Here is a 25529-nt window from a genome sequence, read left to right as displayed (position 1 = left end):
GCCGGATAATCCGGCCTTTTAGCAACACAGGTCTCTTACTTCTCGTTCAGACCGAGTTTTTTCTCCAGATAGTGGATGTTGGTTCCACCATTCTGGAAGTGCTCGTCGCTCATGATACGCATCTGAAGATCAACGTTGGTTTTGATACCGTCGATGATCAGCTCCTGCAGGGCGTTTTTCATGCGGGCAATCGCCACGTCACGGTTTTCGCCGTAGCAGATAAGCTTGCCGATCATTGAGTCATAGTACGGCGGTACGGTGTAACCGGCGTAGATATGAGACTCCCAGCGCACACCAAAGCCACCCGGCGCGTGGAAACGCGTGATTTTACCCGGGCTTGGCAGGAAGGTGTTCGGGTCTTCGGCGTTAATACGGCACTCTACCGCATGGCCTTTCACCACAACTTCTTCCTGCTTGATGGACAGCGGCTGGCCTGCAGCGATACGCAGCTGTTCTTTGATCAGGTCAACGCCGGTGATCATTTCGGTAACCGGGTGTTCAACCTGAATACGGGTGTTCATTTCGATGAAATAGAACTCGCCGTTCTCGAACAGGAACTCAAAGGTACCTGCACCGCGATAGCCGATATCGACACACGCTTTGGAGCAACGCTCGCCGATGTAGCGACGTAGTTCCGGAGTAATGCCCGGTGCTGGCGCTTCTTCGACCACTTTCTGGTGACGACGCTGCATGGAGCAGTCACGTTCTGCCAGATAGATCGCGTTACCCTGACCGTCAGCCAGCACCTGAATTTCGATGTGGCGTGGGTTTTCCAGGTATTTTTCCATGTACACCATGTCATTGCTGAAAGCGGCTTTCGCTTCTGCTTTGGTCATGGAGATGGACTGCGCCAGTTCAGCATCGCTGCGCACAACGCGCATACCGCGACCGCCGCCGCCGCCGGACGCCTTGATGATAACCGGATAGCCAATGCGTTTAGCATGAGCACGGTTAGCATCCATGTCGTCGGTCAGAGGGCCGTCAGAGCCTGGTACGGTTGGAACACCGGCTTTTTTCATCGCGGTGATTGCAGACACTTTGTCGCCCATCAGGCGGATGGTGTCGGCTTTCGGGCCGATGAAGATGAAGCCAGAGCGTTCAACCTGCTCAGCAAAGTTGGCGTTCTCAGAGAGGAAGCCGTAACCCGGATGAATTGCCACCGCGCCGGTGATTTCAGCGGCGCTGATGATAGCCGGGATGTTCAGATAGCTTTTTACGGACGGAGCCGGGCCAATACAGACCGTCTCATCCGCCAGCAATACGTGTTTTAAATCGCGATCCGCGCTTGAGTGCACAGCGACGGTCTTGATGCCCAGTTCTTTACAGGCACGAAGAATACGCAGTGCGATCTCGCCGCGGTTGGCGATAACAATTTTATCCAGCATGTACGCCTCGTTACTCGATGACGACCAGCGGCTCGTCAAATTCAACCGGCTGACCACTTTCGACCAGAATCGCTTTCACAGTACCTGATTTGTCTGCTTCGATCTGGTTCATCATTTTCATCGCTTCAACGATGCACAGGGTATCGCCTACGTTGACTTTCTGACCCACTTCGATGAACGCCTTCGCGTCCGGGCTCGGGGTGCGGTAGAAAGTACCAACCATTGGGGAACGTACGATGTGACCACTGATTTCTGCTGCAGCGGCAGGTGCGGCTTCAGCTGCTGGCGCAACGGCTGCGGAGAGCGCAGGCTGCTGCACTGGCGCAGCATAAGCCTGCTGCATTACCGGGAAGCTAGCGGCTGGGGCTGCACGGCTGATGCGTACAGACTCTTCGCCTTCAGAAATTTCCAGTTCGGAGATGCCTGATTCTTCAACCAGCTCGATCAGTTTTTTAATCTTACGAATATCCATGAGTGGGTTCCGTACTCTTGTTTAGTGTGATTGTGACAAGCGTTTTACCGCTGTCTGTAAAGCGTATGAATAGCCGTCTGCGCCCAGTCCACAGATAACGCCAGCAGCGATATCCGACAGATACGAATGGTGACGGAACGGCTCTCGGGCGTGCACATTACTCAGGTGGATCTCGATAAACGGGATACTCACCGCGAGCAGTGCGTCGCGGATAGCAACACTGGTGTGCGTAAACGCGGCCGGATTGATCAGGATATAGTCCACATTGTCTTTAGCCTGATGAATACGGTCGATGAGTGCGTACTCCGCATTCGACTGAAAATGATCCAAATCCACATTCAGTGACGCTGCTTCCGTTCCCAGACGGTTAACAATTTCACTCAATGTTAGCGTGCCGTACTTCTCTGGCTCACGGGTGCCGAGCATGTTCAGGTTCGGTCCGTTCAAAACTAAGATATGGAACTTATCAGTCATAATGCCGCTATCTCCTGCGATTTTCGGGTAAAAAACAAAATATACCTTCGAAACGCAAATGTCACCTTTTCAGAGGCTTAAAACCGCTGTCAGGCGAACCAAGGTCGCACATTATAACGATTTCGTAGCATTTAGCAGCTAAATACTGGTCTTATCAGGGAAGATTATCAACCGCTATCCGAAAAAGATTTGCGGTTGACGGGTAATCTGCGGGAAAACGCACAGTTTCGCGAACTATCGCAACCACTGGCGGAACTTCTTGTAACGCCATGCCAAAAGCGCCGCGGCCGCCAGTGCATAAAGGATTGGCTGCGGCGAGAGGATCTTCACCGACCACAGGTAATGGATGGGAGCCAGGATCGCGACAAGATAGACGAAGTTATGCAGGAGCTGCCAGCGCCTGCCCAGTTTTCGCTGCGCATATTGCGTGGATGTCAGCGCTAACGCCAGTAAAACCACCCAGCTCACGATACCCAGCGTCAGATAAGGACGTGTCACCAGTTCGCGGCCAAGCAGCGCCAGATTGTTAATTCCCAGTTCCAGCAGGGCGTAGCTGGTAAGGTGCAGCGTCGCCCAGGCAAAACACCATAGCCCTAACAGCCGACGGGTGCGTATCAATAAGGGCTGTTTAGCGTAGCGCGCCAGCGGCGAGACGAGCAAGGTGGCCAGCAAAAATTTCAGAGCCATCCGACCGGTAAAATGCTGGATATCCTTTGCAGGATCTGCGCTAAATAGCCCCTGGCTGGCGGCCCAGAACAGCCATATAAAAGGAAGCAGCCCGGCGAGGTGCAGCAGCACTTTCAGCCAGGTAATCTGTTTTGCCGTTAAACGCACTCAGAAGTTCTCCCGTAAGTTGAGACCACGGTAAAGCGAAGCCACTTCATCCGCATAGCCGTTAAACAGCAGCGTCGGCTGGCGCTTTACGTCCAGCGCACCGCCGGAACCGATAAACCGCTCGGTTGCCTGCGACCAGCGCGGATGATCCACGTGCGGGTTCACGTTGGCGAAGAAGCCGTATTCGTCCGGGGCCGCCAGATTCCAGGTGGTTGGCGGACGTTCGCGGGTAAGCTTAATGCTGACGATAGATTTAATCCCTTTGAAACCATATTTCCACGGTACGGTTAAACGAATGGGGGCACCGTTCTGCGGCGGAAGCGCTTTGCCATAAACGCCAACGGTCAGCAGGGTGAGGGGGTGCATAGCTTCGTCGAGACGTAGCCCTTCCACATACGGATACTCAAGCCCGCCGCCGATAAACCGATCTTTCTGCCCGGGCATCTCGTCCGGCGCATAGCGCGTCTGGAAAGCGACATATTTTGCATTGCTGGTGGGCTCAACCATCGCCAGCAGTTTATGCAGCGGGAAGCCGACCCAGGGCACCACCATCGACCAGGCCTCCACGCAGCGCATGCGATAGATGCGCTCTTCGAGCGGGAAACGGGTGGTGAGATCGTGGTGGTCCAGCGTCAGGGGTTTCGCCACTTCGCCATCAATTTTCAGCGTCCACGGATCGGTTTTGAGGCTTCCCGCGTTGGCGGCCGGATCGGCCTTATCGAGACCAAATTCGTAGAAGTTGTTGTAGCCGGTAACTTTATCTTCCGGCGTGAGCGTCAGCTTGTTTTGCCATTCGGCCGGTTTGGTAAAGGTGAGCGGGGCGCCGGATGGGGCCTTTGGCCGATCGTTGCCTTTAAACCAGTCGAGCAGGTCGGCGTGTGCCGCGGGAGAGAGCGTCAGGGCTGTGGCGCTGATGCCAAGCATTTTCAGGATCTGGCGGCGCTGTAACATAAAGACAGACTCAGACGTTACGTCGGCTTCCGTCAGTTTTCGGTTTTTCATGGCATCCTCCGTCATGCGTTTTTCTAAGCATGACGGAGGAGAGGGATTCGCGCGAATATGTCACGAAAATTTGAAGATTAGGCGATTTTCACCAGCGCGCGGCCGTGGAACTGGTTGTCCATGATCTTACTGGCGTATTCCGGCGCCTGGCTGAGGGTTATCTCCGTTGCGCTCTGGGTATAGAAAGATTCCGGCAGATCGCGCACCAGTCGTTCCCAGGCTTGATGACGACGGGCCGCAGGGGTCATCACGGAATCCACACCCTGCAGGCGTACGTTACGCAGAATAAATGGCATCACGGTGGTTGGCAGGGCAAATCCGCCGGCCAGACCGCAGGCTGCCACGCATCCGCCGTAGTTCATCTGCGCCAGGACTTTTGCCAGCACCTTATCACCAACGGTATCCACCGCCCCTGCCCAAACCTGTTTTTCCAGCGGACGGGTTTCGGCAAATTCGTCGCGGCTGAGAATGCGGCTGGCGCCGAGCTGGCGCAGATAGTCATGGGTACTTTCTCGGCCGGAAACCGCAGCGACCTGATAGCCCAGCTTGTGGAGCAGCGTGACAGCCGTGCTGCCCACGCCGCCGCTGGCGCCGGTGACGACAATTTCCCCTGACTCAGGGCGAATACCCGCATCTTCCAGCGCCATCACGCACAGCATGGCGGTAAAGCCTGCCGTGCCGACGATCATTGCCTTGCGGCCATCCATGCCTTTCGGCACAGGCACCAGCCAGTCGCCCTTCACGCGCGCCTGCGTTGCCAGCCCGCCCCAGTGATTTTCACCCACGCCCCAGCCGGTGAGCAGTACATGCTGGCCCGGATGGAAGCGCGGATCCTCGCTGGTATGAACCCGGCCAGCGAAATCGATCCCCGGCACCATAGGGAAATTTCGGATGATTTTACCCTTACCGGTAATAGCCAGCGCATCTTTATAATTTAAACTGGACCAGTCGATGTCGACGGTTACTTCGCCTTCCGGCAGGCGACTCTCTTCAACCGACTGCACTGAGGCAAGCGTTTTGCCGTCCTGTTGTTCTAAGATCAAAGCCTGCATAAGGGGTCCTCACGACTCAGATGATTGGAAAATAATTTCTGAAGACTATACTCGCTCAGGGAAACGCAGTGCCGATTTAACGCAATAAATTGCCAGATACACCCGATTTGGTAGTATGCCGCATTTGAAATGCAAGTTAGCGCTTACTCGCTACCCCATCAACCCACGGAGTAATCTCAAGGATGCGATTAACGACGAAGTTCTCAGCTTTTATCACCTTGCTGACGGGGCTTACCATTTTTGTCACGCTTCTGGGTTGTTCCCTGAGCTTTTACACCGCCATTCAGGACAAGCTGGTCAACCGGGTACAGTCTGTTGCCTCGGTGATTGATACGCGTCTGCTGACGACGCCGCTACCGGCGCTCTCCAGTGAGCTCGATGAGTTGATGGTACCTGTTGATATCGTTCAGATCGACATTCTGCAGGGAAAGCATCGTGTTTTAAGCCACCAACGACCGGGAAGCTATCGCCCCGCGGGCGTGGTAAACCAGTATCGGGAAGTGACGGTGCATTCTCTTAAAAACCCGGGGATGACCATACACATGGTCTACCTCGATCCGATGGCCAGCTATTTTCGTTCCATGATGACCACCGCGCCGCTCACCGTCGCCGTTGCGTTTATCGTCCTGCTGATCTTTCTCGCGGTCCGCTGGCTGCGCCGCCAGCTTTCCGGTCAGGAGCTGCTGGAGATGCGCTCCGTGCGGATCCTGAACGGTGAGCGCGGCCCACAGGTGCGTGGCTCCGTTCACGAGTGGCCGTCACGCGCCAGCAGCGCGCTCGATACCCTGCTCTCCGAAATCCAGTTTGCCAGCGACCAGCGCAGCCGTATGGATACGCTGATCCGCTCTTATGCGGCGCAGGATAATAAAACCGGCCTTAACAACCGTCTTTTCTTTGATAATCAGCTCGCCACGCTGCTCGACGATTCAGAAAAAGTGGGGACACACGGGGTGGTGATGATGATTCGCCTGCCCGATTTCGATCTCCTGCGCGACACCTGGGGACAGCGGGTCGCGGAAGAAAACCTCTTTACGCTGATCAACCTGCTCTCCACCTTTATTATGCGCTACCCGGGCGCGCTGCTGGCCCGCTATCACCGCAGCGACTTTGCCGTGCTGTTGCCTCATCGAACGCTGAAAGAATCCGAAAGCATCGCCAGCCAGCTGCTGAAGGCAGTAGATGCGCTGCCGCAAAGCAAAATGCTCGACAGGGACGATATGGTCCACATGGGAATCTGCGCCTGGCGTGGCGGACAATCCACAGAGCAGGTGATGGAACATGCGGAAGCCGCTACCCGTAACGCCGTGTTGCAGGGGGCCAACGGATGGGCGGTTTACGATGACTCGCTGCCGGAAAAAGGGCGCGGCAACGTGCGCTGGCGCACGCTGATTGAGCAAATGCTCAGCCGCGGCGGGCCACGTATTTATCAAAAACCCGCGGTCATGAAAAACGGCAACGTTCATCACCGTGAACTGATGTGTCGTATTTTTGACGGTTCCGAAGAGGTCATCTCTGCTGAATATCTGCCGATGGTGCTGCAATTTGGCCTGTCTGAAGAGTATGACCGCCAGCAAATTACCCGGCTGATTCCGTTTTTATCCTTCTGGCCTGAAGAAAACCTGGCGTTACAGGTCACCGTGGAGTCGTTAATACGCCCACGTTTTCAGCGCTGGCTACGTGATACGCTAATGCAATGCGAAAAATCGCAACGTAAACACATTATTTTTGAACTTGCTGAGGCCGATGTAGGTCAACACATCAGCCGGTTACGTCCGGTGGTACGTTTGATCAATGCGCTCGGCGCACGTATCGCTGTGACGCAGGCAGGTTTAACGCTGGTCAGCACCAACTGGATCAAGGAACTGGATGTGGAGTTATTAAAGCTACATCCGGGGCTGGTAAGGAATATTGAGAAGCGTACGGAAAACCAGCTGCTGGTACAGAGTCTGGTAGAAGCGTGCAAGGGTACGCGAACACAAGTATTTGCCACGGGCGTGCGCTCCAGAAGCGAATGGCAGATGTTAACAGCGCGCGGCGTGATGGGCGGTCAGGGGGATTTTTTTGCTGCCTCTCAACCGCTTGACACCAACGTGAAAAAATATTTGCAAAGATACTCTGTTTGACCTGCCGTTTACGCTGTTTTCACGTAGAATATCGCGCCTGTAGCTTTGAGTATGTCGAGCAAAAAGCCAGTGAACGACCTGTAACGGGTTACAAACGTCAGTGGGGAACGCTACTGTTTACTCAGCCCTGAGGGAGTCAGGGGATGATTTTGTAACATCAGGAAACGTACTGCACAAATTTTCACCGTTGCAGATGATTTTTGCGCCTTGTCGCTGCTGCGTGTGGTTGGTAAAGTAAGCGGATTTTGTTTTCCGCCCCAGCTTTCAGGATTATCCCTTAGTATGTTGAAAAAATTTCGTGGCATGTTTTCCAATGACCTGTCCATTGACCTGGGTACCGCGAATACCCTTATTTATGTAAAAGGACAAGGCATCGTATTGAATGAGCCTTCCGTTGTGGCCATTCGTCAGGATCGTGCAGGCTCGCCGAAAAGCGTGGCTGCAGTGGGTCATGACGCGAAGCAGATGCTGGGTCGTACCCCTGGCAACATCGCCGCCATTCGCCCAATGAAAGACGGCGTTATCGCCGACTTCTTCGTGACTGAAAAAATGCTTCAGCACTTCATCAAGCAGGTTCACAGCAACAGCTTCATGCGTCCAAGCCCGCGTGTTCTGGTGTGTGTGCCGGTTGGCGCAACCCAGGTAGAGCGTCGCGCAATCCGTGAATCTGCCCAGGGTGCAGGTGCACGTGAAGTGTTCCTGATCGAAGAGCCAATGGCTGCGGCCATCGGTGCGGGCCTGCCTGTTTCCGAAGCTACCGGTTCTATGGTGGTGGATATCGGTGGTGGTACCACTGAAGTGGCCGTTATCTCTCTGAACGGCGTGGTGTACTCCTCTTCCGTACGTATCGGTGGTGACCGCTTCGATGAAGCCATCATTAATTATGTGCGCCGTAACTACGGCTCTCTGATCGGTGAAGCCACCGCAGAGCGTATCAAACACGAAATCGGCTCTGCGTATCCGGGCGATGAAGTGCGTGAGATCGAAGTTCGTGGCCGTAACCTGGCTGAAGGTGTTCCACGCGGTTTCACCCTGAACTCCAACGAAATTCTGGAAGCTCTGCAGGAACCACTGACGGGCATCGTGAGCGCGGTAATGGTTGCGCTGGAACAGTGCCCACCAGAGCTGGCGTCCGATATCTCCGAGCGCGGTATGGTTCTGACCGGTGGTGGTGCGCTGCTGCGTAACCTCGACCGCCTGTTAATGGAAGAGACAGGTATTCCTGTCGTAGTTGCAGAAGATCCACTGACTTGCGTCGCCCGTGGTGGTGGCAAGGCGCTGGAAATGATCGACATGCACGGCGGCGATTTGTTCAGCGAAGAGTAGTCGAGTTTGAGAGGGTAGCAATTTGCTACCCTTTCTCTCTGACGCGAGAATACGCATAGCCTATGAAGCCAATTTTTAGCCGTGGCCCATCGCTACAGTTTCGCCTCATTTTGGCGGTTCTGGTTGCGCTTGGGGTCATTATTGCCGATAGCCGCCTCGGTACGTTCAGCCAGATCAGAACGTACATGGATACCGCCGTCAGTCCTTTCTACTTTGTTTCAAATGGTCCTCGTGAACTGCTCGACTCTGTTTCTCAAACGCTGTCTTCGCGCGACCAACTCGAACTCGAAAACCGGGCATTACGTCAGGAACTGCTGCTGAAAAACAGTGAACTGCTGATGTTGGGGCAATACAAGCAGGAGAACGCGCGCCTGCGTGAACTGCTCGGCTCGCCGCTGCGTCAGGATGAGCAGAAAATGGTCACGCAGGTGATCTCCACCGTGAACGACCCCTACAGCGATCAGGTTGTGATCGACAAAGGGAGCGTGAACGGGGTGTATGAAGGTCAGCCTGTTATCAGCGATAAAGGCGTTGTGGGCCAGGTTGTTGCCGTGGCTAAACTGACCAGCCGCGTGCTGCTGATTTGCGATGCCACGCATGCGCTGCCGATCCAGGTTCTGCGCAACGACATCCGCGTGATTGCGGCCGGTAACGGCTGTACGGACGACCTGCAGCTGGAACACCTGCCGGCTAACACGGATATTCGCGTGGGCGACGTGCTGGTCACGTCCGGCCTGGGTGGACGCTTCCCTGAAGGCTATCCGGTTGCGGTGGTCTCTTCGGTCAAGCTGGACACCCAGCGTGCCTATACCGTGATTCAGGCGCGCCCAACCGCCGGTTTGCAGCGTCTGCGCTATCTGCTGCTGCTGTGGGGCGCCGATCGTAACGGTGCTAATCCGATGACGCCTGAAGAGGTGCATCGCGTAGCAAACGAGCGCCTGATGCAGATGATGCCGCAGGTTCTCCCGCCTGCGGATTCCATGGGGCCGCCTGCGCCAGTTCCGGCGCCGGCAACCGGGTTAACGCAGCCGCTGCCGGATGCACCGCCACCGCCTAAACTCTCTTCGGGAGGGCAGTAGTGGCAAGCTATCGTAGCCAGGGACGCTGGGTCATCTGGCTCTCGTTTCTCATTGCACTGTTGCTGCAAGTGATGCCCTGGCCGGATGACATTCTCGTTTTCCGGCCAAACTGGGTATTGCTCATTTTGCTCTACTGGATCCTTGCCCTGCCGCATCGCGTAAATGTCGGCACAGGTTTCGTGATGGGTGCCATACTGGATCTCATTAGCGGCTCTACGCTTGGCGTGCGCGCCTTGTCCATGAGCATTATTGCGTACCTCGTCGCACTCAAATTCCAGCTCTTTCGCAACCTTGCGCTCTGGCAACAGGCCCTGGTGGTGATGCTATTGTCGCTCGCTGCGGATATCGTTGTTTTCTGGGCAGAGTTTTTAGTGATCAACGTCTCTTTCCGACCGGAAGTGTTCTGGAGTAGTGTAGTAAACGGTGTGCTCTGGCCATGGTTATTCCTGCTGATGCGTAAGGTTCGCCAGCAGTTTGCTGTGCAATAAAAGGTTTCTATGACGTCTTTGTATCTCGCTTCCGGCTCCCCGCGCCGTCAGGAACTCCTGACGCAGCTAGGGGTCTCTTTTGAACGCATCGTTACCGGCATTGAAGAAAAACGTGCTGAGGGCGAAAGCGCTCAACAATACGTTTCTCGCCTGGCGCGCGAGAAAGCGCAGGCGGGCGTGGCCAGTGTGCCACGCGATCTTCCCGTGCTGGGAGCTGATACCATCGTTATTCTGAACGGTGAAGTGCTTGAGAAACCGCGCGACGCCGATCATGCGGCGCGCATGCTGCACAAAATGTCCGGACAAACGCATCAGGTGATGACGGCCGTCGCGCTGGCTGACCGCCAGCACGTGCTGGATTGCCTGGTGGTGACCGAAGTGACGTTCAGAGTACTTACCGACGACGACATCGCCGCTTATATTGCCAGCGGTGAACCGATGGATAAAGCAGGTGCATACGGTATTCAGGGGCTGGGTGGCTGTTTTGTCAGGAAGATTAATGGCAGCTATCACGCCGTAGTCGGCTTACCGCTGGTGGAAACGTATGAGTTGCTGAGCAATTTTAACTCACTGCGTGAGGGAAGGGATAATTATGACGGCTGAATTGTTGGTAAACGTAACGCCATCGGAAACCCGTGTGGCCTATATTGATGGTGGCATTCTTCAGGAAATTCATATTGAGCGTGAAGCGCGGCGCGGAATAGTAGGCAATATCTACAAAGGTCGTGTCAGTCGTGTACTACCGGGTATGCAGGCGGCTTTTGTAGATATTGGACTGGATAAGGCGGCGTTTTTACATGCCTCCGATATCATGCCGCACACCGAGTGCGTCGCGGGCGAAGAGCAAAAGCAGTTTGCCGTACGCGATATTTCTGAACTGGTGCGTCAGGGGCAGGATCTGATGGTGCAGGTGGTGAAAGATCCCCTCGGTACCAAAGGCGCCCGTCTGACCACCGACATCACCTTACCTTCCCGCTATCTGGTCTTTATGCCCGGCGCGTCGCACGTGGGCGTTTCGCAGCGTATTGAGAGCGAAACCGAGCGCGAGCGTCTGAAGAAAGTGGTCAGCGCCTACTGCGATGAACAGGGCGGGTTTATCATCCGTACCGCTGCGGAAGGGATCAGCGAAGAAGACCTCGCGTCGGATGCGGCTTACCTGAAGCGCGTCTGGACCAAGGTGATGGAGCGTAAAAAACGCAACCAGACCCGCTACCAGCTTTACGGTGAACTGGCGCTTGCTCAGCGCGTTCTGCGCGACTTTGCTGATGCGCAGCTCGACCGCATTCGCGTGGACTCGCGCCTGACCTATGAAGCGCTGCTGGAATTTACCGCTGAGTACATCCCGGAGATGCCAGGCCTGCTGGAGCATTATTCAGGGCGTCAGCCGATCTTCGATCTCTATGATGTCGAAAACGAGATCCAGCGCGCGCTGGAGCGTAAGGTCGAGCTGAAGTCAGGCGGCTATCTGATCATCGATCAGACCGAAGCGATGACCACCGTCGATATCAACACCGGCGCGTTTGTCGGCCATCGCAACCTCGATGACACCATCTTCAACACCAACATCGAAGCCACGCAGGCGATTGCGCGCCAGCTTCGTCTGCGTAATCTGGGCGGCATTATCATCATCGACTTCATCGATATGAGTAATGAAGACCACCGTCGCCGCGTGCTGCACTCGCTTGAGCAGGCGCTGAGCAAAGACCGCGTGAAAACCAGCATTAACGGCTTCTCACAGCTGGGGCTGGTGGAAATGACGCGTAAGCGTACCCGCGAGAGCGTTGAGCATGTGCTGTGTAATGAATGCCCAACCTGCCATGGGCGCGGAACGGTAAAGACGGTTGAGACCGTCTGCTACGAAATTATGCGTGAAATCGTCCGTGTTCATCATGCCTACGACTCCGATCGTTTTCTGGTCTATGCTTCCCCTGCGGTGGCTGAAGCGCTGAAAGGCGAAGAGTCACACGCGCTGGCGGAAGTGGAAATCTTTGTCGGCAAACAGGTAAAAGTACAAATTGAACCGCTCTATAACCAGGAGCAGTTTGACGTCGTGATGATGTAAGACGCAGTACGCTGCGTGACGAAAGCTGACAAGGAGAGATGCGTGAGGCGATTGCCGGGGATTTTATTGCTTACAGGGGCAACGCTGGTCGTGATTGTCGCGTTGCTCGTGAGCGGGCTACGCCTCGTATTACCGCATCTGGACAGCTGGCGTCCGCAGCTGCTGGCTAAAATCGAATCCACCACCGGCGTGCCGGTGAACGTAAGCCAGATTAGCGCTAACTGGCAGAATTTTGGCCCGACGCTCGATGTCCGGGATATCAACGCCAGCCTGAAAGATGGCGGCTATCTGAAAATCAAACGCGTAACCCTGGCGCTGGACGTCTGGCAAAGCCTGCTGCATCTGCGCTGGCAGTTTCGCGATCTCACCTTTTATCAACTCCAGTTCCTGACCAATACGCCTCTGTCCGGCGGCGATAGCGGTCAGGGTCTGGAAGCCAACCGCGTCAGCGATCTTTTCCTCCGTCAGTTCGATCACTTCGATCTGCGCGACAGCGAAGTGAGCTTCATTACCCTTTCCGGCCAGCGCGCCGAACTGGCGATCCCTCAGCTGACCTGGCTCAACGGTAAAGAACGTCACCGCGCCGAGGGGCAGGTCAATCTCTCAAGCCTGAACGGCCAGCACGGCGTGATGCAGGTGCGGATGGATCTGCGGGACGATGACGGCCTGTTAAACAACGGCAAAGTCTGGCTGCAGGCCGACGATGTTGACGTGAAGCCTTGGCTGGGCGACTGGCTCCAGCAAAATATGCAGCTGGAGACTGCCCGTTTCAGCCTTGAAGGCTGGCTGACCCTGACCAAAGGCGAATTTGCCAGCGGCGATATCTGGCTTAAGCAGGGGGGCGCCAGCTGGAAAGGCGAAAAACAGCAGCATCAGCTTTCCGTCGATAACCTCACCGCGCACGTGACGCAGGAAAAAGAGGGCTGGCAGTTTGCCATTCCGGATACGCGCATCACCATGGACGGCAAGCCGTGGCCGCGTGGTGCGCTGACGCTGGCCTGGATGCCGGAGCAGGATGTCGGCGGCACGGCGAGTAAACGCAGCGACGAGCTGCGCATCCGCGCCAGCAACCTCGATTTGGCGGCCATTGAGGGCCTGCGCTCGATGGCGGCAAAACTCTCTCCGGACCTGGGCGAGATCTGGCTGGCAACGCAACCGAGCGGGACGATCGACGCTCTGGCGCTGGATATCCCGCTCCAGGCGACGGAAAAAACGCGCTTCCAGGCAACGTGGAAAGATCTTGCCTGGAAGCAGTGGAAGCTGCTGCCGGGGGCGGAGCACTTTAGCGGCAAGCTGGAAGGCAGCGTGGAAAACGGCAGGCTGACGGTTGATATGCACGACGCCAAAATGCCTTATGAGACGGTCTTCCGCGCGCCGCTGGAAATCGAACAGGGCAGCGCGGTGCTTAACTGGCTCCGTAACGATAAGGGTTTCCAGCTTGATGGCCGCCATATCGATGTGAAAGCCAAAGCCGTTCACGCGCGCGGCGATTTCCGGTATCTGCAGCCTGAAGGTGATGAGCCGTGGCTGGGCATTCTGGCCGGGATCAGCACCGATGACGGCTCTCAGGCCTGGCGCTACTTCCCGGAAAACCTGATGGGAAAAGCCCTGGTGGACTATCTCAGCGGCGCGATTCAGGGCGGTCAGGCGGACAATGCCACGCTGGTGTACGGCGGTAATCCTCATCTTTTCCCGTACAAACATAATGAAGGCCAGTTCCAGGTGCTGGTGCCGCTGCATAACGCGACCTTTGCGTTCCAGCCCGGCTGGCCTGCGCTGAAAGACCTGGATATCGAGCTCAACTTCCTCAATGACGGGCTATGGATGAAGTCCGACAGCGTGGCGCTGGGCGGCGTGACGGCCAGCAACCTGACGGCCAACATCCCGGATTACTCCAAAGAGAAGCTGCTGATTGATGCTGACATCAACGGTCCGGCCAAAGCGGTGGGTCCGTACTTTGAGGAGACGCCGCTGAAAGATTCGCTGGCGGCGACGCTCCAGCAGCTACAGCTTGATGGCGATGTGAATGCTCGCTTACATCTTGATATCCCGCTGGACGGAGAGATGACCACCGCCAAAGGTAACGTCCGCCTGAAGAACAACAGTCTGTTCATCAAACCCCTTGAGAGCACCCTGAAAAATCTCAGCGGGCAGTTCAGCTTTGACAACGGAAACCTTAAGAGCGAGCCGCTTACGGCCAACTGGTTTAATCAGCCCGTTAATATCGACTTCACGACCACCGAGGGTGAAAAGGCCTATCAGGTGGCCGTCAATCTGGACGGTAACTGGCAGCCAGCGCGCATGGACGTTCTGCCGAAGCCCATTGAGGCGTCAGTGCAGGGCGCAGTCGCCTGGCAGGGTAAAGTGGCAATTGACCTGCCTTATCACGCGGGTGCCCAGTATAAGGTCGACATCACGGGCGATCTGAAAAACCTTCAGAGCCAGCTGCCTGCGCCGCTGGATAAACAGGCCGGACAGCCCCTGCCGGTAAAGCTGAACGTCGATGGCAACCTGAACAGCTTCGCACTGACCGGAAGCGCGGGCGGGACAAACCACTTCAACAGCCGCTGGCTGCTTAACCGCAAGCTCACCCTCGACAAAGCCATCTGGACAACGGATAGCCGCTCCACGCCGCCACTGCCGGAGCAGTCGGGCATTGAGCTGAATCTCCCGCCTATGGACGGTGCAGAGTGGCTGGCGCTGTTCCAGAAAGGCGTCGGGCAAAACGTTGATGAAACCGCCCAGTTCCCGCAAACCATTACCGTACGCACGCCGTCGCTGATGCTGGGCGGGCAGCAGTGGAACAACCTGAGCCTGGTTTCACAGCCTGGCGCTAACGGCACGAAGGTGGAGGCCCAGGGAAGGGAGATTAACGGCACGCTGACCATGCGCAATCACGCGCCGTGGCAGGCGGCGATCCGCTACCTCTACTACAACCCGGCAAGCGCCGCGAGCGGGAAAGATAAACCGGCAGAAGCGTCGCCGCTGAGTAATGTCTCCCGCGTCGATTTTAGCGGCTGGCCCGATCTCCAGCTGCGCTGCGCGGAGTGCTGGCTGTGGGGGCAAAAATATGGCCGTATCGACGGTGATTTCACTATTCAGGCTAACACGCTTACGCTCTCCGGTGGCCTGGTTGATACCGGTTTTGGCCGCATGACGGCCGCAGGGGAATGGGTGAATAACCCGGGCGAGCAGCGAACGTCCCTGAAGGGCGACATTAAAGGCAACAAGCTGGATGCGGCAGCCAATTTCTTTGGAATCAGCACGCCGCTGCGTGGTTCCTCGTTTGACGTCGATTACGATCTTCACTGGCGTGACGCCCCGTGGAAGCCGGATGAAGCCTCGCTGAACGGCATTCTGAAAACCCGCTTCGGCAAAGGTGAAATTGCCGACGTGAGCACGGGGCGCGCCGGGCAGATCCTGCGCCTGCTGAGTTTTGATGCGCTGCTGCGCAAGCTGCGCTTCGATTTCAGCGATACGTTCAGCGAAGGTTTCTACTACGATTCCATCCGCAGCACGGCGTGGATCAAGGACGGCGTTCTGCATACGGACGACACGCTGGTGGATGGCCTGGAAGCGGATATCGCCATGAAAGGCTCCGTTAACCTCGTGCGTCGCGAGCTGGATATGGAAGCCGTGGTGGCGCCGGAAATTTCCGCGAGCGTGGGCGTGGCGGCGGCCTTTGTGGTGAACCCGATTGTCGGTGCGGCGGTGTTTGCTGCCAGCAAAGTGCTGGGTCCGCTGTGGAGCAAGGTTTCCATTCTGCGCTACCGCATTACCGGTCCGGTAGATAAACCGCAGATTAACGAGGTGCTGCGCCAGCCGCGCAAAGATGCACAGCAATGATTTGACGTGGGCAGGTAATTGCCTCACTCTCAATAAATACGATCTTTATACCGCCACGGGCGGCAACGAACGAGTAGCAATACGATGAGTCTGAACCTGGTAAGTGAACATTTGCTCGCAGCGAACGGCCTGAGCCATCAGGACCTGTTCTCCATTCTTGGTCAACTGACCGAACGCCGTCTCGACTACGGCGACCTTTATTTCCAGTCGAGCTATCACGAATCCTGGGTTTTAGAAGACAGCATCATCAAAGATGGCTCCTACAACATCGACCAGGGCGTCGGCGTCCGTGCCGTCAGCGGCGAGAAAACCGGTTTTGCCTATGCCGATCAGATTAGCCTTACCGCACTCGAGCAGAGCGCGCAGGCCGCACGTACCATTGTGCGTGATACCGGCGATGGTCGCGTGAAAACCCTGGGAGAAGTGCAGCACTCTGCGCTCTATACCAGCATCGATCCGCTGCAGAGCATGAGCCGTGAAGAGAAGCTGGATATCCTGCGTCGCGTGGACAAAGTCGCCCGCGCGGCGGATAAACGCGTGCAGGAAGTTTCAGCCAGCCTGAGCGGCGTGTATGAGTTGATTCTGGTTGCGGCAACGGATGGTACCCTTGCGGCAGACGTTCGCCCGCTGGTGCGTCTCTCTATCAGCGTGCAGGTCGATGACGACGGCAAACGCGAACGCGGCTCAAGCGGCGGCGGCGGTCGTTTCGGCTATGACTGGTTCCTGGGCGACGTTGACGGTGAAGCTCGCGCCGACGCGTGGGCGAAAGAAGCCGTGCGCATGGCGCTGGTGAATCTGAATGCCGTCGCGGCGCCGGCGGGCTCATTCCCGGTGGTGCTGGGCGCTGGCTGGCCCGGCGTGCTGTTACACGAAGCCGTAGGCCACGGCCTGGAAGGCGACTTTAACCGTCGCGGGACGTCCGTGTTCAGCGGTCAAATCGGGCAGCTTGTCTCCTCTGAGCTGTGCACCGTGGTGGATGACGGCACCATGCGCGATCGTCGCGGCTCGGTGGCTATCGACGATGAAGGTACGCCAGGGCAGTACAATGTGCTGATCGAAAACGGCGTGCTGAAAGGCTACATGCAGGACAAACTCAACGCGCGTCTGATGGGCGTGGCGCCAACGGGCAACGGACGCCGTGAATCTTACGCGCACCTGCCGATGCCGCGCATGACTAACACATACATGCTGCCGGGCAAATCCACGCCGCAGGAGATTATCGAATCCGTTGATTACGGTATCTTTGCGCCAAACTTTGGCGGCGGCCAGGTGGACATTACCTCCGGTAAGTTTGTTTTCTCCACGTCAGAAGCGTATCTGATCGAGAAAGGCAAAGTGACCAAAGCGGTGAAGGGTGCAACGCTGATTGGCTCCGGTATTGAAGCCATGCAGCAGATCTCCATGGTCGGTAACGATCTGAAGCTGGATAACGGCGTGGGCGTCTGCGGTAAAGAGGGCCAGAGCCTGCCGGTTGGCGTGGGCCAGCCAACGCTGAAGGTGGACAACCTTACGGTGGGCGGCACGGCGTAATTTCCTGACCCTCTCCCCAAAGGGGTGAGGGTACTGCTCCGCGCTGTCTTTTCTCCCTCGTCCTTTTGGAAAAAGACCTACTCTTTCCTTCTCCCCCGCATCCCCTGAAACAGCTCCGCCACGTCCACAAAATACTCGGTCAGATAGTTAATACACACCTGTACCTTGAGCGGGAGTTTGTCTTTTTCGGTATACAGGGCGTACACCGGTCGCGGATCGGACTGGTAGCGCGGGAAGAGGATCTCCAGCACGCCGCTGTTGATCTCGTTGATCACCCACATTAACGGCACGTAGGCGATCCCGGCGCCGGCCACCAGCCAGCGTGAAATCGTCATCGGATCGTTGGTGACAAACCGTCCTTCCGGCAGCAGCCTGGTGGAGATCCCTTCCGGAGCGATCAGCTCAAATTCATTATCGGGCCGCACGCTGTACTCCAGCCACGAGTGGTTGGTGAGATCGGCGGGTTTCTCCGGAACACCGTACTGCGCCAGATAGCTTTTCGAGGCGCAGACGACCATCGGCATGCTGCCCAGCCTACGCGAGAACAGGCTGGAATCCTGCAACGCGCCGACGCGGATCACCACGTCCAGCCCGTCGGCAATCAGATCCGGCGCCGGGATACCCGTCACCAGATTGACGGTAAGCCCGGGATACTCTTTCAGCATATCCGCAGTCATGGCAGCGAGAACATTTTGTGCCATAGTTGAAGAACACCCGATGCGCAGCGTGCCGATGGGGGTGTTGTTGAAGGCATAGAGCTGTTCGTGAACATCCTGCACTTCAAGCAGCATACGGCGACAGCCCTGATAGTAAATTTTACCCGCTTCCGTCAGCCCAATGCTGCGGGTGCTGCGGTTGAGCAGCTTGACCTGAAGCTCATCTTCCAGTTTGGACACCGTCTGGCTGATGGATGAGACGCTCATCTGAAGCTGGCGTGCAGCGGCGGTAAAAGAGCCCAGTTCAACCACTTTGGCGAAGACCGACATGCGTTTTAAACGTTCCATTGTTCACTCTGGCTTAAAAGTGATTTAGATCACATATTATAGATAACAGCATAACAGTTACGTTAATATATTATTAATTACATAACGGCTGCGCCATTCTCGCCCGGCGTTTCTTGCTCTCCTGCGGTGGCGTGCGCTAAAAAATTCTGAAGCCTGCACTCTCTCTTATCAAGGTCAACATGAGTCTGTTTCCCATTATCGTGGTGTTCGGTCTGTCGTTCCCACCGATATTTTTCGAGCTTCTTTTATCACTGGCGATCTTCTGGCTGGTGCGCAAGGTGCTGGTCCCTACCGGGATCTACGATTTCGTCTGGCACCCTGCATTGTTCAATACCGCGCTGTATTGCTGCCTGTTTTATCTGATATCGCGCATGTTTGTCTGAGGTTGATGTGAAAACGCTAACAAGAAAAATCTCCCGCACTGCCATCACAATGGCGCTGGTTATCCTCGCCTTCATCGCTATTTTCCGCGCCTGGGTTTATTACACCGAATCACCGTGGACGCGTGATGCACGCTTCAGCGCCGATGTGGTGGCAATAGCCCCTGACGTGGCCGGTCTTATCACGGCGGTCAACGTCCACGATAACCAGCTGGTGAAAAAAGATCAGGTTCTGTTCACCATCGACCAGCCTCGTTACCAGAAAGCGCTGGAAGAGGCAGAAGCGGACGTGGCCTATTATCAGGCGCTCGCTGCGGAGAAACGCCGCGAGGCAGGCCGCCGTAATCAGCTGGGCGTTCAGGCAATGTCCCGTGAAGAGATTGACCAGTCCAACAACGTGCTGCAAACCGTGCTGCACCAGCTGGCGAAAGCGCAGGCAACGCGCGATCTGGCGAAGCTCGATCTCGAGCGCACCGTGATCCGCGCGCCGTCCGATGGCTGGGTGACCAACCTCAACGTCTATGCCGGGGAATTCATTACCCGTGGCTCTACCGCCGTGGCGCTGGTTAAACAGAACTCCTTCTACGTGCTCGCCTATATGGAAGAGACCAAGCTGGAAGGCGTGCGCCCAGGTTATCGGGCTGAAATTACGCCGCTCGGCAGCAACCGCGTCTTTAAAGGCACCGTCGACAGCGTTGCCGCAGGGGTGACTAACTCCAGCAGCTCTAACGATGCCAAAGGGATGGCGACGGTCGATTCCAACCTGGAGTGGGTGCGTCTGGCCCAGCGCGTGCCGGTGCGCATCCACCTGGACGAACAGCAGGGAAATCTGTGGCCTGCGGGTACCACGGCGACGGTGGTGATCACCGGTGAAAAGGACCGGGATGCCAGCCAGGACCCGTTCTTCCGTAAAATTGCCCACCGCCTGCGCGAGTTTGGTTAATCGCCATGGGTATCTTTTCCATCGCCAGCCAGCACATTCGCTTCGCCGTGAAGCTGGCGTGCGCCATCGTGCTGGCGCTGTTTGTTGGCTTCCACTTCCAGCTTGAAACCCCTCGCTGGGCAGTGCTGACGGCTGCGATTGTCGCGGCGGGTCCTGCCTTTGCCGCGGGCGGGGAACCCTATTCAGGCGCGATCCGCTATCGCGGGATGCTGCGTATTATCGGGACGTTTATCGGCTGTTTCGCGGCGCTAACCATTATTATTCTCATGATCCGCACACCACTGCTGATGCTGATGGTCTGCTGCATCTGGGCGGGTTTCTGCACCTGGATCTCGTCTCTGGTGAAAGTGGAGAACTCCTACGCCTGGGGGCTGGCGGGCTATACCGCGCTGATTATTATCATCACTATCCAAAGCGAACCGCTGCTGGCCCCGCAGTTTGCGGTGGAGCGCTGCAGCGAAATTGTGATTGGTATTGTCAGCGCGATCGTCGCTGATCTGCTTTTCTCCCCGCGCTCCATCAAGCAGGAGGTCGACCGTGAGCTCGACGCGCTGATTGTTGCCCAGTATCAGCTGATGCAGCTGTGCATTAAGCATGGCGACAGCGAAGAGGTGGATAAAGCCTGGAGCGGGCTGGTACGCCGTACGCAGGCGCTGGAAGGTATGCGCAGCAACCTTAACATGGAGTCCTCGCGCTGGGCCCGCGCGAATCGTCGCCTGAAAGCCCTCAACACCGTCTCTCTGACGCTGATTACCCAGGCCTGTGAAACCTATCTGATTCAGAACACCCGGCCGGAAGCGGTCACCGATACGTTCCGCGAACTGTTTGCCGAGCCGGTGGAAACCGTGCAGGACGTGCATAAGCAGCTTAAGCGCATGCGTCGGGTGATTGCCTGGACCGGGGAGCGCGACACGCCGGTGACCATCTATACCTGGGTCGGCGCCGCGACGCGCTATCTGCTGCTGAAGCGCGGCGTGATTGGTAACACCAAAATCAGCGCGGCGGAAGAAGAGGTGCTGCAGGGGGAAGTGGTGATCAAGGCGGAATCCGCCGAGCGCCATCACGCCATGGTCAATTTCTGGCGTACGACGCTTGCCTGCATGCTCGGCACGCTGTTCTGGCTGTGGACGGGCTGGACGTCCGGCAGCGGAGCGATGGTAATGATTGCCGTCGTGACCGCACTGGCGATGCGTCTGCCTAACCCGCGTATGGTCGCCATTGATTTCCTCTACGGCACGATTGCCGCGTTGCCCATAGGCGCGCTCTATTTCCTTGTCATCATCCCCTCGACGCAACAGAGCATGCTGCTGCTCTGTATTAGCCTGGCGGTAATGGCGTTCTTTATCGGCATTGAAGTGCAAAAGCGGCGCCTGGGATCGCTGGGGGCGCTGGCGAGTACGATTAACATCATCGTGCTCGATAACCCGATGACCTTCCATTTCAGCCAGTTCCTCGACAGCGCGTTAGGCCAGCTGGTGGGCTGTTTCCTGGCCATGATGGTGATACTGCTGGTGCGGGATAACTCGCAGGCAAGAACGGGCCGCGTGCTGCTGAACCAGTTTGTGTCGGCTGCCGTGTCGTCTTTAACAACCAATACCGCGCGCCGTAAAGAGAACCACCTGCCCGCGCTCTACCAGCAGCTGTTTTTACTGCTGAACAAGTTCCCGGGCGATATCGCGAAGTTCCGCCTGGCGTTAACCATGATCATTGCGCACCAGCGTTTGCGTAACGCGCCCGTGCCGATCAACGACGATCTGTCGGCATACCACCGCCAGCTGCGTCATACCGCCGATCACGTGCTTTCTGCCAGCAGCGATGACAAACGGCGTCGCTACTTTACGCAGCTGCTTGAAGAGCTCGATATCTATCAGGAAAAGCTCAAACACTGGGAGGCGCCGCCTCAGGTGACCGAGCCAGTAGGACGGCTGGTGTTTATGCTGCATCGCTACCAGAATGCCCTCACGGATAACTGACTGAAGTAAAAAACCGACGCCAAAAGCGTCGGTTTTTTTGTGGCTATACTTATTCCAGCATGTTCTTACATTTCAGAAAGGGAGAACACATGACGACCCAGGCGCTTCAGGACTACATCCTTTTTCAGACCGGTTATCTGGTCAACGGAATCTGGAAAACGCTGGATACAACCTTTGATGTGCTGAATCCCGCGACCGGCGAGGTCATTGCTAAAGTCGCTAAAGCGGGTAAAGCACAGACCGAAGATGCTATTGCAGCGGCTACCCAGGCCTTCCCGGCATGGCGTGCCAAAACCGCGAAAGAACGTTCGGCGATTCTCTACCGCTGGTACGAACTGATTATTGAGAATAAAAGCTGGCTCGGGCGGTTGATGACCACCGAACAGGGCAAACCCCTGAAAGAAGCGGAGGGAGAAGTCGAGTACGCCGCCAGCTTTATCCAGTGGTTTGCCGAAGAGGCCAAACGCGCGAATGGTGAAATTATTCCGCCGATAAAACCCGGCTCACGCATTCTGGCGACCCGTGAACCCATTGGTGTGGTCGCGGCGATTACGCCGTGGAACTTCCCGATGGCCATGCTCACCCGCAAGTTAGGCCCGGCGCTGGCAGCAGGATGCACCGGGGTCATTAAACCGGCCAATAACACGCCGCTCAGCGCCTTTGCGCTGCTTACGCTGGCGAAACAGGCCGGAGTGCCCGACGGTGTTCTCAACGCCGTAGCCGGGAATACGCATGAAATCAGCGATGCGATTATGGCAAGCCGCGACGTACGTAAAATCTCCTTTACCGGCTCAACCTCCGTCGGCAAAACGCTGGTGCGTAACGCCGCAGAAACCATGAAAAAAGTCTCGATGGAGCTGGGGGGAAATGCCCCGTATATCGTTTTTGAGGATGCGGATATCGACGCAGCGGTTAAGGGCGCGATCGCCAATAAGTTCCGCAATACCGGGCAGGTCTGCGTCAGCGTGAACCGTTTTTATATTCAGGAAACCGTTTACGACAAATTTGTGAATAAACTCGCCGATGCGGTGAATGCGTTGAAGGTGGGTAATGGTCTTGAGGAGGGGGTGGTCGTCGGGCCGCTGATTGAACCTTCTGCGGTCAACAAGGTGCGTGAGCATGTCGAAGACGCCGTTGCCCGGGGCGCAACCGTACTGGCAGGAGGTAAGCCTCATCCGCTTGGCGGGAATTTCTGGATGCCAACCGTACTGGGCGACTGCCATGAAGGCATGAAGCTGGCAGAAGAAGAGACGTTTGGCCCGGTGGCGGCGTGCTTCCGTTTCACCTCGGAAGATGAAGTTATCCAGCGCGCCAACAACACCCCCTATGGACTGGCGGCTTACTTCTACACCCAGAATCTTTCTCGGGTCTTCCGCGTTTCACAGGCCATCGAGAGCGGGATGATCGGCATCAACGAGTGCGCCGTCTCCACGGAGCTTGGGCCCTTTGGCGGCGTAAAAGAGTCAGGCCTTGGACGAGAGGGCTCCGTGCTGGGGCTGGAAGAGTATCTGGAAGTTAAAACCCTGCATATTGGGGGATTATAATAGACAGGGCGGCATCTGCCGCTCGCCTGGACTGGGTGGCTGGCAATGAAAACCTATACGTTTGATTTTGACGAGATCGACAGTCAGGAAGACTTCTACCGTGAATTTATCCGGGCGTTTGATCTTGAACGAGAAAGCGTGACGAATCTGGATACGCTGTGGGACGTGGTCACCGGCAGTCAGTTGCCGCTACCGCTGGAAATTGAGTTCATCCATTTGCCCGATAAGCTGCGAAGACGTTTTGGCGCGCTGATATTGCTGTTCGATGAAGCGGAAGAAGAGCTTGAAGGGCAGCTGCGCTTTAACGCGCGGCATTGAATGAAAAAAGCCCCTGACCATGAGGCCAGGGGCAAGTCGTATGATGAGATACGACGAGGGTTTATTTATACAGCTCTGCCGTTGCATGCCAGTGGTCACCCTGATTCAGTTCGGTGACGCGATAGCTGCTGGCGCCTGCTTTTTCAGCTTTGGCGGCAAGTTCGTGACGAATATCCATCGGTGAACCGGTGACAGACGTTACGGAGATGCTGCCCATACGCTGTAGATTTTGTGCCTGGTCGGCATTTACCTGCTGTACGGCTGCGCTTGCGCCGAAAGAGAGAACGGATGCCAGACCGAGGGTTGCGATGATCAATTTGGTTTTCATAGTCTTTACTCCTGAATAGGGTTTTTTACTCAACGGCGAGAAGGGTTGAACCGCTATTTTTATGCCTGGTGCCGTTGAGTGGAGATTTTCGTTTTCAGTTATTACTAAAACTTATTTGTACAGCTCAGCGGTGGCGTGCCAGTGGTCACCGGAACGCGCTTCGATGACGCGATAGGATGACGCACCCTGTTCTTCCGCTTTTTTGTTCAGCATCTCATGCATGTCCATTGGCGATGTGCCGACCGCGCCGACAGAAACCGTACCGATGGCCTGGCGGGATTGCGCCTGGTCAGCGTTGATAGAGTCTGCTGCGAAAGCACCGAATGACAGGACGGACAGGACGGACAGGACGCTGAGCGCCGCTACAGTTGATTTGATTTTCATGATTCTTACCTCGTCGAATTTTTTCGTGGGGTCTTGTTTCGTGACCCTCATCACAAAATCAAGTATACACTAATAACGGAAAAAATTAATACCAGACTAATGGTTTCTTTTGTTATTATGTGTTAACCAGCCTGTTTTTTATAACCAAATTGCATAATATTGAGCGTTTTTTGTTCATTATTATTGGTTATATCTAATAAAATCATATGGATATCAGCTTTTGATTTTTTGTGCGATTTTTTGATTTAGCATTCACCAGATGAATGTTAATAGGTGGTAAAAAGCACTATTTGTCAAAGTGAAGGGCAGTAGAAAAGAGGGGAGAACGCAGCGGAAGCAGAACGATCCCCGCAGCGGCGCTACGGGGAGAGGGGATTAGAGTTCCTGTTCGAACAGTACCAGAATGGCTTCGTGGAGATCTTTCACGGAGAAACCGCTGGCCGGTGTGGTAAAGATGGTGTCATCACCGGCGATAGTTCCGAGGATACCTTCCGTTTTACCCAACGAGTCCAGCATGCGGGCAATCAGCTGTGCTGCACCCGGGCTTGTGTGGATCACCACGACGGCGTCGTTATGATCGATATCCAGAACCAGGTTTTTGAGCGGGCTGGAGGTGGTCGGCACGCCAAGTTCTGCCGGCAGGCAATAGACCATCTCCATCTTGGCGTTACGCGTACGCACTGCGCCAAATTTCGTTAACATGCGGGAGACTTTCGACTGATTGATATTATCGAAGCCTTGTTCCTGCAGCGCCTGAACAATTTCTCCCTGAGAACTGAATTTCTCTTCTTTGAGTAGCGCCTTAAACGCCTTTACTAATTCTTCTTGCTTAGACGAGCTTCGCATAAGTCACCCGGAATATGACGATAGAAACAACATTATTATGCATGTGGATGAATTTTTATGCAAATTATCTACTCAGCGCCAGGCTGAAATAATGTTATGAAAGGGAGTGATTTTATCAGATTTCGTTATCAGAAAA

Annotated in this window: 23 protein-coding genes; 13 read left to right on the top strand and 10 right to left on the bottom strand. The window is 55.9% G+C overall.

From position 1 onward, the window contains the following. Positions 1-35 precede the first annotated feature (35 nt). The 6 genes from accC to UTM25_RS13015 all read right to left on the bottom strand — a co-directional run bounded on the left by accC (position 36) and on the right by UTM25_RS13015 (position 5219). Positions 36-1385: an acetyl-CoA carboxylase biotin carboxylase subunit gene (accC, locus tag UTM25_RS13040; RefSeq protein WP_023333644.1), complete on the bottom strand. Its 1350-nt coding sequence runs from the start codon at positions 1383-1385 to the stop codon at positions 36-38. Positions 1386-1395: 10 nt separating this feature from the next. After that, complete coding sequence (gene accB / locus UTM25_RS13035) at positions 1396-1857, bottom strand: acetyl-CoA carboxylase biotin carboxyl carrier protein (protein WP_010436174.1); 462 nt, start codon at positions 1855-1857, stop codon at positions 1396-1398. 21 nt (positions 1858-1878) lie between these two features. Further along, a complete protein-coding gene (aroQ, locus tag UTM25_RS13030) occupies positions 1879-2331 on the bottom strand; it encodes a type II 3-dehydroquinate dehydratase (RefSeq protein WP_023309405.1) in 453 nt (150 codons plus the stop codon). A gap of 234 nt (positions 2332-2565) precedes the next feature. Beyond that, complete coding sequence (gene msrQ, locus UTM25_RS13025; protein WP_047174083.1) at positions 2566-3165, bottom strand: protein-methionine-sulfoxide reductase heme-binding subunit MsrQ; 600 nt, start codon at positions 3163-3165, stop codon at positions 2566-2568. After that, entirely contained in the window at positions 3166-4167 is a 1002-nt protein-coding gene (gene msrP, locus UTM25_RS13020; RefSeq protein ID WP_032659657.1) for a protein-methionine-sulfoxide reductase catalytic subunit MsrP, read from the bottom strand. Between the two features lie 77 nt (positions 4168-4244). Continuing rightward, on the bottom strand, positions 4245-5219 hold the full coding sequence (locus UTM25_RS13015) for an MDR family oxidoreductase (protein ID WP_194401344.1): 975 nt from the start codon (positions 5217-5219) through the stop codon (positions 4245-4247). A gap of 182 nt (positions 5220-5401) precedes the next feature. Here UTM25_RS13015 and csrD point away from each other — a divergent pair, with 182 nt between their 5' ends. The 8 genes from csrD (at position 5402) to tldD (ending at position 17673) form a co-directional block, all read left to right on the top strand. Beyond that, positions 5402-7342, top strand: a complete 1941-nt coding sequence (gene csrD / locus UTM25_RS13010) for an RNase E specificity factor CsrD (protein ID WP_194401343.1) — start codon at positions 5402-5404, stop codon at positions 7340-7342. A 282-nt stretch (positions 7343-7624) separates the two neighbouring features. Next, on the top strand, positions 7625-8668 hold the full coding sequence (gene mreB / locus UTM25_RS13005) for a rod shape-determining protein MreB (protein ID WP_000913396.1): 1044 nt from the start codon (positions 7625-7627) through the stop codon (positions 8666-8668). 62 nt (positions 8669-8730) lie between these two features. Beyond that, complete coding sequence (gene mreC, locus UTM25_RS13000; RefSeq protein WP_023309400.1) at positions 8731-9747, top strand: rod shape-determining protein MreC; 1017 nt, start codon at positions 8731-8733, stop codon at positions 9745-9747. Further along, a complete protein-coding gene (gene mreD / locus UTM25_RS12995; RefSeq protein WP_023309399.1) occupies positions 9747-10235 on the top strand; it encodes a rod shape-determining protein MreD in 489 nt (162 codons plus the stop codon). Before mreC ends, mreD begins: the two co-directional genes overlap by 1 nt. 9 nt (positions 10236-10244) lie before the next feature. Beyond that, positions 10245-10838, top strand: coding sequence for a Maf family protein (locus UTM25_RS12990; RefSeq protein WP_023309398.1), 594 nt, complete (start codon positions 10245-10247; stop codon positions 10836-10838). Next, entirely contained in the window at positions 10828-12297 is a 1470-nt protein-coding gene (rng, locus tag UTM25_RS12985; protein ID WP_010436156.1) for a ribonuclease G, read from the top strand. The genes UTM25_RS12990 and rng overlap by 11 nt, the downstream gene beginning before the upstream one ends. A 42-nt stretch (positions 12298-12339) precedes the next feature. Beyond that, a complete protein-coding gene (gene yhdP / locus UTM25_RS12980) occupies positions 12340-16143 on the top strand; it encodes an AsmA2 domain-containing protein YhdP (protein ID WP_194401342.1) in 3804 nt (1267 codons plus the stop codon). 84 nt (positions 16144-16227) lie between these two features. Continuing rightward, positions 16228-17673, top strand: coding sequence for a metalloprotease TldD (gene tldD / locus UTM25_RS12975; protein ID WP_029740073.1), 1446 nt, complete (start codon positions 16228-16230; stop codon positions 17671-17673). Between the two features lie 77 nt (positions 17674-17750). Here the strand turns inward: tldD and aaeR are convergent, their stop codons facing one another. After that, entirely contained in the window at positions 17751-18677 is a 927-nt protein-coding gene (gene aaeR, locus UTM25_RS12970; protein WP_023309395.1) for an HTH-type transcriptional activator AaeR, read from the bottom strand. Positions 18678-18856: 179 nt separating this feature from the next. Here aaeR and aaeX point away from each other — a divergent pair, with 179 nt between their 5' ends. From aaeX to UTM25_RS12945, 5 genes are all read left to right on the top strand, one after another. Then, positions 18857-19060, top strand: a complete 204-nt coding sequence (aaeX, locus tag UTM25_RS12965; RefSeq protein WP_194401341.1) for a p-hydroxybenzoic acid efflux pump operon protein AaeX — start codon at positions 18857-18859, stop codon at positions 19058-19060. 7 nt (positions 19061-19067) lie between these two features. Then, positions 19068-20000 (top strand): p-hydroxybenzoic acid efflux pump subunit AaeA, encoded by a 933-nt coding sequence (gene aaeA / locus UTM25_RS12960; protein WP_194401340.1) that lies wholly within the window; start codon positions 19068-19070, stop codon positions 19998-20000. A 5-nt stretch (positions 20001-20005) separates the two neighbouring features. Then, a complete protein-coding gene (aaeB, locus tag UTM25_RS12955; protein ID WP_194401339.1) occupies positions 20006-21973 on the top strand; it encodes a p-hydroxybenzoic acid efflux pump subunit AaeB in 1968 nt (655 codons plus the stop codon). Between the two features lie 89 nt (positions 21974-22062). Then, positions 22063-23517, top strand: a complete 1455-nt coding sequence (locus UTM25_RS12950) for an NAD-dependent succinate-semialdehyde dehydrogenase (RefSeq protein WP_194401338.1) — start codon at positions 22063-22065, stop codon at positions 23515-23517. A gap of 45 nt (positions 23518-23562) precedes the next feature. Beyond that, on the top strand, positions 23563-23835 hold the full coding sequence (locus UTM25_RS12945) for a barstar family protein (protein ID WP_023309391.1): 273 nt from the start codon (positions 23563-23565) through the stop codon (positions 23833-23835). A 61-nt stretch (positions 23836-23896) separates the two neighbouring features. Here UTM25_RS12945 and yhcN (UTM25_RS12940) read toward each other — a convergent pair whose 3' ends face one another. The 3 genes from yhcN (UTM25_RS12940) to argR all read right to left on the bottom strand — a co-directional run bounded on the left by yhcN (UTM25_RS12940) (position 23897) and on the right by argR (position 25393). Continuing rightward, positions 23897-24163: a peroxide/acid stress response protein YhcN gene (gene yhcN, locus UTM25_RS12940; RefSeq protein ID WP_023333630.1), complete on the bottom strand. Its 267-nt coding sequence runs from the start codon at positions 24161-24163 to the stop codon at positions 23897-23899. A gap of 111 nt (positions 24164-24274) precedes the next feature. Next, positions 24275-24547 carry a peroxide/acid stress response protein YhcN gene (gene yhcN, locus UTM25_RS12935; RefSeq protein ID WP_194401337.1) on the bottom strand — a complete coding sequence of 91 codons (273 nt, stop codon included), beginning with the start codon at positions 24545-24547 and terminating at the stop codon, positions 24275-24277. 375 nt (positions 24548-24922) lie between these two features. Beyond that, positions 24923-25393 (bottom strand): transcriptional regulator ArgR, encoded by a 471-nt coding sequence (argR, locus tag UTM25_RS12930; RefSeq protein WP_023309388.1) that lies wholly within the window; start codon positions 25391-25393, stop codon positions 24923-24925. Between the last annotated feature and the right edge of the window lie 136 nt (positions 25394-25529).

Origin of the sequence: Enterobacter sp. 61D5, from assembly GCF_034107965.1 — a bacterium.
GTDB lineage: Bacteria > Pseudomonadota > Gammaproteobacteria > Enterobacterales > Enterobacteriaceae > Enterobacter > Enterobacter cloacae_M.
This window is presented reverse-complemented; position numbering and strand designations above follow the sequence as displayed.

Coding starts and splice junctions, on each gene's coding strand:
- accC (WP_023333644.1), bottom strand. CDS start 1,385: ATGCTGGATAAAATTGTTATCGCCAACCGCGGCGAGATCGCACTGCGT.
- accB (WP_010436174.1), bottom strand. CDS start 1,857: ATGGATATTCGTAAGATTAAAAAACTGATCGAGCTGGTTGAAGAATCA.
- aroQ (WP_023309405.1), bottom strand. CDS start 2,331: ATGACTGATAAGTTCCATATCTTAGTTTTGAACGGACCGAACCTGAAC.
- msrP (WP_032659657.1), bottom strand. CDS start 4,167: ATGAAAAACCGAAAACTGACGGAAGCCGACGTAACGTCTGAGTCTGTC.
- UTM25_RS13015 (WP_194401344.1), bottom strand. CDS start 5,219: ATGCAGGCTTTGATCTTAGAACAACAGGACGGCAAAACGCTTGCCTCA.
- csrD (WP_194401343.1), top strand. CDS start 5,402: ATGCGATTAACGACGAAGTTCTCAGCTTTTATCACCTTGCTGACGGGG.
- mreB (WP_000913396.1), top strand. CDS start 7,625: ATGTTGAAAAAATTTCGTGGCATGTTTTCCAATGACCTGTCCATTGAC.
- mreC (WP_023309400.1), top strand. CDS start 8,731: ATGAAGCCAATTTTTAGCCGTGGCCCATCGCTACAGTTTCGCCTCATT.
- UTM25_RS12990 (WP_023309398.1), top strand. CDS start 10,245: ATGACGTCTTTGTATCTCGCTTCCGGCTCCCCGCGCCGTCAGGAACTC.
- rng (WP_010436156.1), top strand. CDS start 10,828: ATGACGGCTGAATTGTTGGTAAACGTAACGCCATCGGAAACCCGTGTG.
- tldD (WP_029740073.1), top strand. CDS start 16,228: ATGAGTCTGAACCTGGTAAGTGAACATTTGCTCGCAGCGAACGGCCTG.
- aaeR (WP_023309395.1), bottom strand. CDS start 18,677: ATGGAACGTTTAAAACGCATGTCGGTCTTCGCCAAAGTGGTTGAACTG.
- aaeX (WP_194401341.1), top strand. CDS start 18,857: ATGAGTCTGTTTCCCATTATCGTGGTGTTCGGTCTGTCGTTCCCACCG.
- aaeB (WP_194401339.1), top strand. CDS start 20,006: ATGGGTATCTTTTCCATCGCCAGCCAGCACATTCGCTTCGCCGTGAAG.
- UTM25_RS12950 (WP_194401338.1), top strand. CDS start 22,063: ATGACGACCCAGGCGCTTCAGGACTACATCCTTTTTCAGACCGGTTAT.
- UTM25_RS12945 (WP_023309391.1), top strand. CDS start 23,563: ATGAAAACCTATACGTTTGATTTTGACGAGATCGACAGTCAGGAAGAC.
- yhcN (WP_023333630.1), bottom strand. CDS start 24,163: ATGAAAACCAAATTGATCATCGCAACCCTCGGTCTGGCATCCGTTCTC.
- yhcN (WP_194401337.1), bottom strand. CDS start 24,547: ATGAAAATCAAATCAACTGTAGCGGCGCTCAGCGTCCTGTCCGTCCTG.
- argR (WP_023309388.1), bottom strand. CDS start 25,393: ATGCGAAGCTCGTCTAAGCAAGAAGAATTAGTAAAGGCGTTTAAGGCG.